3 protein-coding genes and 2 pseudogenes are annotated in these 5,837 nt (G+C 71.5%); 2 read left to right on the top strand and 3 right to left on the bottom strand.

Features of this window, described 5'->3' with window-relative positions:
- Positions 1-812 (top strand): annotated as a pseudogene (locus R6V09_RS44020) (tetratricopeptide repeat protein); the annotation flags it as partial.
- On the opposite strand, the gene R6V09_RS44015 reads toward R6V09_RS44020, so the two are convergent.
- The 3 genes from R6V09_RS44015 to R6V09_RS44005 all read right to left on the bottom strand — a co-directional run bounded on the left by R6V09_RS44015 (position 809) and on the right by R6V09_RS44005 (position 5,203).
- Entirely contained in the window at positions 809-1,963 is a 1,155-nt protein-coding gene (locus R6V09_RS44015; RefSeq protein ID WP_442810260.1) for a hypothetical protein, read from the bottom strand. The pseudogene R6V09_RS44020 and the gene R6V09_RS44015 overlap by 4 nt on opposite strands.
- Positions 1,964-3,018: 1,055 nt before the next feature.
- A complete protein-coding gene (locus tag R6V09_RS44010; RefSeq protein ID WP_317887099.1) occupies positions 3,019-4,359 on the bottom strand; it encodes an MFS transporter in 1,341 nt (446 codons plus the stop codon).
- Between the two features lie 178 nt (positions 4,360-4,537).
- Positions 4,538-5,203, bottom strand: coding sequence for a TetR/AcrR family transcriptional regulator (locus tag R6V09_RS44005; RefSeq protein WP_317887098.1), 666 nt, complete (start codon positions 5,201-5,203; stop codon positions 4,538-4,540).
- Positions 5,204-5,374: 171 nt separating this feature from the next.
- Here R6V09_RS44005 and R6V09_RS44000 point away from each other — a divergent pair.
- Positions 5,375-5,837: pseudogene (locus R6V09_RS44000) on the top strand (shikimate dehydrogenase); the annotation flags it as partial.

The raw sequence follows: 5,837 nt of genomic DNA, 5'->3' as shown, positions 1-5,837 counted from the left end.
TGCCGGAGAGCTGGCGCGTCCCGTCCGCGGCCACCCCGCTGTCGTACGAGAACCCGGGAGCGGGCGTCGCCGCGCTGGCCGCCGAAGCCCCCGACCTGGTCCAAGCGGTGCACGCCGCCGAGGAGTTCGGCGACTGGGACACCGTCGTCCTGCTGGGACAGACCCTGTGGCCGCTCCAGCTCAAGGCCGGCCACCACGACGTACTGCTGCCCGCGCTGCGCACCGCGGCGCGGACGGCGGACGCCCACTTCCCCGGCACTCGCGGCGCCGGTGCCCTCCATGCCCAACTCGCCCACAGCCTCATGGAGTTGCGGCGCTGGGAGGAGGCGGAACCCGAGGCGCTGGCCGCCGCGCGGGACGAAAGGGCGGCCGGGCATGTACGCGGCCACGCCTCCGCCGTCGAGTTCCTCGGCCTGCTCCGGCTGCGGCAATGGCGCTTCGACGAGGCGTACACGGCCTTCGACGAGGCCGACGGCATCCTGGACGGCATCGGTCCCGGCGACGAGGGTGCCACCGATCTGCCGCGCGCCCGCGCGCTGTTGGAACGACACCGCGGCAGGGCGCTGCGCGGCCTGGGCCGCCCCGCCGAGGCCGTCGCGCACCTGGAAGTCGCGCTGGCCTTCTTCCGTGAGCCCCCCGAGGCCTACAACACGGCCCGCACTCTCACCGACCTCGCCGAAACCCGCCTGAACCAGGGCGAGTTCACGGCCGCCCGCGCCCTGATCGACGAGGCGGCAATCGCGCTGCGCGACGAGAACGCGGAACAGCACCTGTCGTATCTGCGCGTCCTGCGCGAGCGCTGCGACGGTTAGGCAGGGGTGACCCGCACTCGGTGCACGGCCCCGCCCGTGTGCACGGTCAGCCCTTGCGTGACGGACTCGTGCAGCGACTTGCCGGAAGCCAGCCAGGCGTGCAAGGCCGAGGCGCAGGCGACCGGGTCGGCGTCCGCGGGCGGTTCGGTGCGCAGGAGCAGCAGGGTGCCGTCCGAGGTGCGGGCCGTGCAGGTGCCGGGACCGGTGACGTAGACGGCGAGGGCGCATCGCGGGTGCCGGGCCAGGACCTCCGTCGTCCAGAGCGCGGGTGACCCGAAGCGCGGATCGTCCGCCGCGCCATGCCGGAACACCACGTCGGCCAGGGACAGTTGGCCCTGCTCGCGGGTGTCCTCGTGCACCGCGGTGTGGGTCTCGCCGGTGTTGTCGGGCGCCGGGTGCGGGCCCGCGTACCGGACGACGGCGACCTCGGTGGTGCCCAGCAGCCGGGTGAGCACCCGCAGCGGGACCGTGTGCGCCGCGGGTTCGAACGGCGGCAACGGAAGCGGTTCGAGCAGTGCGGGAGCGTCCGGTTCGGGGATGCCGACGAGGTCGTAGAAGAGGCGCCGTAGGAGGGTCGCCGACTCGCCCGGGACGGAGCTGGTGAAGGCCGCGGGGGTGGGCGAGGGGGTGTGCGTGGAGATGAGCTCGGCGAGTTGGGGGCTGAGGGGGAGCGTGGGGTCCAGGCGGGGCGCGGTGCGGACGAAGGCGTGCACCGGGGCGTCGGGGGCGAGGCCCGCGAGGGGTGCGGCGCCGAGGAGGACGGGGGTGCCGAGCGCGGCGGCGTAATAGGTCACCGAGCCGTGGTCGCCGATGACCGCGTCGGCGGCGAGCAGCGCCTGGCGCCAGCCGTGCAACGGGTCGACGAGGGTGAGTCCGGCGCGGCGGGCCCGGTCGAGCCAGGCGCGGATCTGGCCCGGGCCGTGGCCGTACCAGATGTTGGGGTGCAGGACGGCGGCGAGACGGTACTCGTCGACGGGGAGTTCGGAGGTCAGCCGGGGGAGCAGGGACGGCAGTACGTCGTCGCCGGAGGCGGGGCCGTCGCCGAACAGGGACTCCGGGTTCCAGGTGGAGTTGAGGACCACCAGCCGCTGCGCCCGCCCGACGCCGAGCGCCCGCCGGTAGCGCTCCCGGTAGGGGCGCGCCGCGAGCATGCGGTCCCAGCACGGATCACCGGCCAGTACGGCCGTGGGCGCGGCCTCGGGACACACGGCACGCAGCCGCTCCACCTGCTCGGGGTGCGACAGCACCAGCGCGTCGGCGACGGGCCGCCCGCTGTCGTCGAGCAGCCACTCGGGCGACAGCCCGAAAACCGGAACCTCGACCTCCGCCGCCTCGCCGCCGGGTGTTGGGTGTTGGGTGTTGGGTGTTGGGTGTTGGGTGTTGGGTGTTGGGTGTTGGGTGTTGGGTGTTGGGTGTCCCCAGCCTTTTAGTGTATCCGATACCGTGGGACATCACGGCCAATACGCCTGAAAGTGACCGGAGTTGACCGCCGAAGCTCGCGGAGACGGCCAAGTCGACCGGTGTTGCCGTCGCCTGTTCCCAGGACACCACCGGCACCCCCGTTTCCGCGAGCAACTCGGACACCCCAGCCCGGAACGCCGACGATCCCGTGCAGGTGACCAGCAACTGCACCCGGAAGTCGTCGTGGAAGAGCGGCAGTACGTCGAGGAGCCGGGTCGCGGACGTCACGTTGTGCACGACGAACAGCACATTGCGGCTGCGCCCCCGCGTCGCCCACCGCCCGGCGTCGTCGCCGACCGGCACCCGTATCCATTCCTCGGCCCCCGTCACGCCCCTCGACCACCTTTCGCGCATGTGATCGGGCAACGATAGTCAGCCCCGGGCCCGCGTGCACCGGCCGCCCCTGAAATCGGCCGGGACACGCGGAGGCCCCTGCGGGCGGCGCGGGGCTGCAGGGCCTTGTCGCCGCCCCGCGCGCGCAGGTTCACGAAGGTCGGTGTCACCGTCGGCGGTGTCGCGTACGACGTCGGCGTCACCCGCCCCTTCACGTCCTACCCCGGTTGGGGTCGTGCCACGTACCCGGCGGGGAAGCAATGGCATTGCCGTGCGGCGGCGCTGTTCTTTTGTGCTCGTTCGGGCCGATGTTCTTGCGTGAAACGTCAGCTGTCAACGGCTCCAGTGAGAAACCCCCGGGCGCCGGAGCCCGTCGGGCGTCCGGCATCCGGGGGTGCGCAGGGGCCGTTGGTCAGGCCGTCACCGTCTCCGGCCGCGACGCCTCCCGGGGTGACCGCACGCCGAGCAGTTCCGTCGGGACCTTGTTCGTCTCGCGGGCCGAGAGCGCCGCGATGACCGGCGGGACGCACAGGGCCGCCGTGAACAGGGCCACCGAGGACCAGTCCGTGCCGTCGGGACCCGCGATCCGCGCGGCGAAGGTGACCGCGAACCCGGCCACGGCGAAGCCGATCTGGGTACCGATGGCCATACCGGACAGCCGGACCCGGGTCGAGAACATCTCGCCGTAGAAGGAGGGCCACACGCCGTTCGCGGCGCTGTAGACGACGCCGAAGGCGACGATGCCGAGGATCAGGACGAGGGCGTAGGAGCCCGTCGAGATCGCCCAGAGGTAGAGGAACATCGTGATCGCGCTGCCGACCGCGCCGATCAGGTACACCGGGCGACGGCCGATGCGGTCGGACAGGGTGGCCCACAGGGGGATCGCGGCCAGGGCGACGAGGTTGGCGAGCGCGCCCACCCACAGCATCGAGGTGCGGGACATGCCGACGGCGTCGCTGGTCGCGTAGGCCAGCGCCCACACGGTGAAGATCGTCGAGACGGAGGCGATGAGCGCGCCCGCGATCACCCGCAGGACGTCCGCCCAGTGCTCGCGCAGCAGTACCACGAGCGGCAGTTTCACGACCCCCTCGGTCGCCGCCTGCCGGGCGAAGGCCGGGGTCTCCTGGAGCTTGCGGCGCATGAAGTAGCCGGCGACCGCGACCAGGACGCTCGCCCAGAACGGGACGCGCCAGCCCCAGGACAGCAGCTGCCTGTCGGGGAGTTGGGCGATGCCGAGGAAGACGAGGGTGGCGAGGAGCTGGCCGCCCTGGGTGCCGCCGAGGGTGAAGCTGGTGAAGAAGCCGCGCCGGTCCGGCGGTGCGTGCTCCAGCGTCATCGAACTGGCGCTGGCCTGCTCGCCCGCCGCGGAGATGCCCTGGAGGACCCGGCACAGCACCAGGAGGACCGGAGCGAGTGAGCCGACCTGCGCCCGGGTGGGCAGACAGCCGATGAGGAACGTCGACAGGCCCATCAGCAGCAGCGTGAAGATCATGATCTTCTTACGGCCGACCCGGTCGCCGAAGTGTCCGAGGAACAGAGCGCCGACCGGACGGGCCGCGTAGGCGACCCCGAAGGTCGCGAGCGAGAGCAGGGTCGCCGTCGCCGGGTCCGAGTCGTCGAAGAAGACCTTGGGGAAGATCAGCGCGGCGGCGCTGCCGTAGATGAAGAAGTCGTAGTACTCCAGGGCGCTGCCGATCCAGGCGGCGGCGGCCGCCTTCTTCGGCTGCCCGACAGCGTTGGCGGGGACGGACACGGCTTGCTCCTTCGCGGAGACTCCGCCGTGGGCGGAGTGAGCGGAGACGGGGAGACTGGATGTGCGAGACGGAGTCGCTGCCGGATCGCGGCTAATTAACCCACTGGATAGTTAGTCTCGGTGGGTAGGGATGTTGCGCCCACGTTTCCCGGGTGTCAAGGGGTGCCGTCGGACCGTCTCAGTCCGTCGCGCGCTCCGCCGTCAGATAGGCGATCACCATGTCGCCCAGCATGGTCCGGTAGTGCTCGCGCCGGTCCGGGGCGACCAGGTCGCGGCCGAACAGGGCGCCGAAGGTGTGCCGGTTGGCGACCCGGAAGAAGCAGTACGAGCTGATCATCGCGTGCAGGTCGACGGCGTCCACGTCGGCCGTGAACAGGCCGGACTGCTGTCCCGACTCCAGGATGCGGCGGATCACGTCGAGGGCGGGCGAGCCGATCCTGCCGAGCTTCTCGGAGGCGGCGATGTGCTCGGCCCCGTGGATGTTCTCGATGCTCACCAGGCGGATGAAGTCCGGGTGCTGCTCGTGGTGGTCGAAGGTCAGCTCCGCCAGCCGCCGGATGGCCGCGACCGGGTCCAGGTGCTCGACGTCCAGGCCCTGTTCGGCCTCGCGGATCACGCCGTAGGCCCGCTCCAGGACGGCCGTGAAGAGCTGTTCCTTGCCGCCGAAGTAGTAGTAGATCATCCGCTTGGTGGTGCGGGTGCGGGCGGCGATCTCGTCGACGCGGGCGCCGTCGTAGCCGGCCCGTGCGAACTCGTGGGTCGCCACGTCGAGGATCTCGGCCCTGGTGCGGGCCGCGTCTCGGATGCGCCCGTTCGGTCGTGCCGGTTCTTCGACGCTGGTCATCGGGTTCCTTGGCTTCTTTCGGGCGCGGGCGCGGTGTGCGGCCGATTGTAGAAGGAGGGGCGGGTGGCGGGCGGTCGCGTTCCCGCCCGGGGCTTTCCGTGGCCCGGCGATGCTGATATAGCTAACGTACTAGTTCGTACATTAGCGAGCCGCTCAGCTCAGGAGGACCAGGTGGTCGACGTCTTCAAGGACTCGTATCTCGTCGGGCTGATCGGTTCCGGTATCGGTCCCTCCCTCAGCCCCGCCCTGCACGAGCGCGAGGCCGACCGCCAGGGGCTGCGCTATCTGTACCGGCTCATCGACATCGACGTGCTCGGTGTCGGCCCGGAGGCGGTGGGCGAACTGGTGCGCGCCGCCCGCGTCTTGGGCTTCGACGGGCTCAACATCACCCACCCGTGCAAGCAGCTCGTCATCGAGCACCTCGACGGGCTCGCCCCGCAGGCCGAGGCGCTGGGCGCGGTCAACACCGTCGTCTTCGAGGCGGACGGCAGCGCGATCGGCCACAACACGGACGTCACCGGCTTCGCCGCCTCCTTCGCGCGGGGACTGCCCGACGCGCCCATGGAACGGGTCGTGCAGGTGGGCGCGGGCGGCGCGGGTGCGGCCGTAGCCCATGCCACGCTCACCCTCGGCG

The organism is Streptomyces sp. W16 (assembly GCF_033194735.1).
In the GTDB taxonomy this organism is placed as follows: domain Bacteria; phylum Actinomycetota; class Actinomycetes; order Streptomycetales; family Streptomycetaceae; genus Streptomyces.
This window is presented reverse-complemented; position numbering and strand designations above follow the sequence as displayed.